Annotated in this window: 2 protein-coding genes and 1 other RNA gene; all 3 read right to left on the bottom strand. The window is 37.7% G+C overall.

Going from position 1 to position 2,857, the window contains the following annotated elements:
- Window positions 1-1,487: SulP family inorganic anion transporter (locus tag HAW63_03920; GenBank protein ID MBE8163113.1), on the bottom strand; the 1,487-nt coding region annotated here is incomplete at its 3' end.
- A gap of 204 nt (window positions 1,488-1,691) precedes the next feature.
- Window positions 1,692-2,042, bottom strand: a transfer-messenger RNA (tmRNA) gene (ssrA, locus tag HAW63_03915).
- A 39-nt stretch (window positions 2,043-2,081) separates the two neighbouring features.
- A complete protein-coding gene (locus HAW63_03910; protein ID MBE8163112.1) occupies window positions 2,082-2,609 on the bottom strand; it encodes a CHAP domain-containing protein in 528 nt (175 codons plus the stop codon).
- Between the last annotated feature and the right edge of the window lie 248 nt (window positions 2,610-2,857).

Below are 2,857 nucleotides of genomic sequence, written 5' to 3'. Positions count from 1 at the left end.
TCTTTTTTTGCTGTAAATAAATTTCCAGCCTTATTAACAACGCTTTGGCAGTCAGGGCTGAGGTTTTTAATGTAAACTTCTTTTCCTAAAGATTTATATTTTTTTACTAAGTTGTTAATAACTTCAATGCTGGAGTAATCAGAAACTTTAGAGTTTTTAAAATCTAAATAAATAGTTTGGGTGTCTGTTTTTGGGTTAAATAATTGTAAAAAACTTTGCACCGACCCAAAGAAAAGAACACCACTAAGTTTATAGTGTTTAAAGCCTTTATCATCAATATATTCTTCGGAATGAATATTTTCTGATTTTTTCCATGCAAAAACAAGGGCCGAAACAACAACTCCGCAACCTACAGCAATGGCTAGGTCTGTAAAAATAGTTACTGTTGAAACTAAAAGAATAATAAAGGCATCAGCTTTAGGAATTTTTCCTAAAATGCGAAGGCTTGCCCATTCAAAGGTACCAAAGACAACCATGAACATTACTCCCACTAAAGCAGCCAAAGGAATTAGTTCAATAAGGCTTGAGGCAGCTACAATAAAAAATAATAAAAATAAAGCGGCGCTAAATCCAGAAGCTCGGCCACGACCGCCAGAACTTATGTTAATCATACTTTGGCCAATCATAGCACATCCGCCCATTCCTCCAAAAAAACCTGTAACAATATTTGCAAGGCCTTGTCCTACACATTCCCTGTTAGTTCTTCCTCTGGTTTCTGTTAATTCGTCAATAAGTTGAAGGGTCATTAGTGACTCAATTAAACCAATGGCTGCTAAAATGGCAGAGTAAGGTAAAATAATTTTAAAGGTTTCCATAGTAAAGGGAATGTTGGGAAAGTGAAAGCTGGGAAACCCTCCTCCCACAGAAGCCATGTCTAAAACCACTCGTGTATCTAAATTTAGTAAGTGGACAATACCAGTAACTATGATAATTCCCACAAGGGTTGAAGGAAGTGCTTTAGTTAGTTTTGGTAAAAAGTGAATGATAAACATAGTTAATGCTACGAGCCCTAACATTAACATCATGTCTTTAGATTCCAGCCAAGTTACAATGCCTTGGCTATCGGTGTATTTAAATTGCGAAAGTTGAGCAAGAAAAATAATTATAGCAAGCCCATTAACAAAACCTAGCATAACAGAATGGGGAATTAGTCTAACAAATTTTCCAAATTTTAAAACACCTGCTAAAATTTGGATTATTCCCATTAAAACCACAGTGGCAAATAAGTATTCTACGCCGTGGTCGGCAACTAAAGATACCATAACTACGGCTAAGGCTCCCGTGGCTCCAGAAATCATTCCAGGTCTTCCTCCTGCAAGGGAGGTAATAAGCCCAATTAAAAACGCGGCATAAAGTCCTACTAAGGGTTCAACCCCGGCAACAAAAGAAAAGGCAACAGCTTCGGGCACTAGGGCAAGAGAAACGGTAAGGCCAGATAAAATATCGTTTTTAAGTGTTTTTGTAGTTTTTGAAAATAATTTAAACATGGTTGCTACTTCTTAGTGATTTGATTTTAACTCTTCTTGGTATATAGGTAAAATAGTAATTACTCAATAAATAAAAAAGGAATTTTAATGAAAGAGGGGAGAAATACTTTGGTGGTAGGGGCCATATTTATGTAGGCAGAAAAAAACCAGAACCAAAACCAGAACCAGAACCAAAACGGACGCTGGTTCGTCCGTTATCACAGTTGGTGGAGGTGGCGGGAATCGAACCCGCTTCCGCAAATCTTCTATCAAAAGGCGCTACATGCTTAGTTTATGTTTTATTAAATTTAAAAACTTCCACAAACAAAATTTTTTAAATTATCTCTTCAGCAAGTTTAAAAAAAAAGCCCTAAAGATAACAACTTTTTTTCGAGACCGCTAAATGACGCCTTTTATATTTTCGCAGTCACAAAACATAAAGGCGGCTACCTTCAATTAGGCAGCAAGTGAATAGTCGTTGCCAACTAAAAAAATTACAGGTTTTTATCGAGGACCGTCCTGCACCCCGGCATGCTCCTTGAGACTTTGTATCCGCGTCGAAGCCAGGACACCCCCAAGTACAAATATACTTATAACAAAATTCGCTCTAAAAAGCTAGGTTAAAGATTTCCAGCCAAGAAGGTGTTCGTCCTCGATACTATAAATCGGCTGATTATTTTTTTTTGTAACAGACACATTAACTTGTCTAGAGTAATTAGCAGGCCACATTTGGTTTTGGTAATTTTGCTCGGCTAAGCGAACCCACTTTTTTTTTAAATTCACCTCTACAAGCACGGCCACATGTCCTGTTTGTAAAAACGACTTAGCATAAACAAGCAAGTCGCCAACGAGGGGAGCGGTGCTCGAAGCATTATTATAATTATAAAACGGTTGAGGTGTTTTTGTTTTTAAATGATAGCAATGATCCACTTGCTCCCAAATTTCATAGGCGTAGTTAACCGAGGCAAAGCTTATATTTTTTGTTTGGCATAACCAGCGGCGAACATATTCCACACACTGCCACTTTAGTCCCGTGGCTATGTCGTTTATAAAATGAGTTTCTGTGGAAACATACTGAGCGCTGCCATTGCTGTACGCAGACGCTTGCGCGTTTACTCCCAAAAGGGTATTAAACTTTTCCACTTTTGTTTAAAGAGTTATTTTTGTGTGCTTATGTTGTTCAAAGCTACATCTAAAGGTACAAGTGCTACATCTACATCTATAGATAGAGGCAAAGCATCACCATCATAATCGAGTTCGTCATAGAGTTTGTCCTGTACCAGTCGCACATTAGTTATAGCTCGTTCAACGGAGCCGCTGAAGCTGCGTTTTAATATTGCAGGTATTTTGCTTCTGTTTTGTTTCATTCTTGCAATAATAGCGTTGTATCT

This window comes from Pseudobdellovibrionaceae bacterium, from assembly GCA_015163855.1.
In the GTDB taxonomy this organism is placed as follows: Bacteria; Bdellovibrionota; Bdellovibrionia; order Bdellovibrionales; family UBA1609; genus JAAOIH01.
Note: the sequence above shows the minus strand (reverse complement) of the source record. Positions and strands in the feature narration are given on the sequence as shown.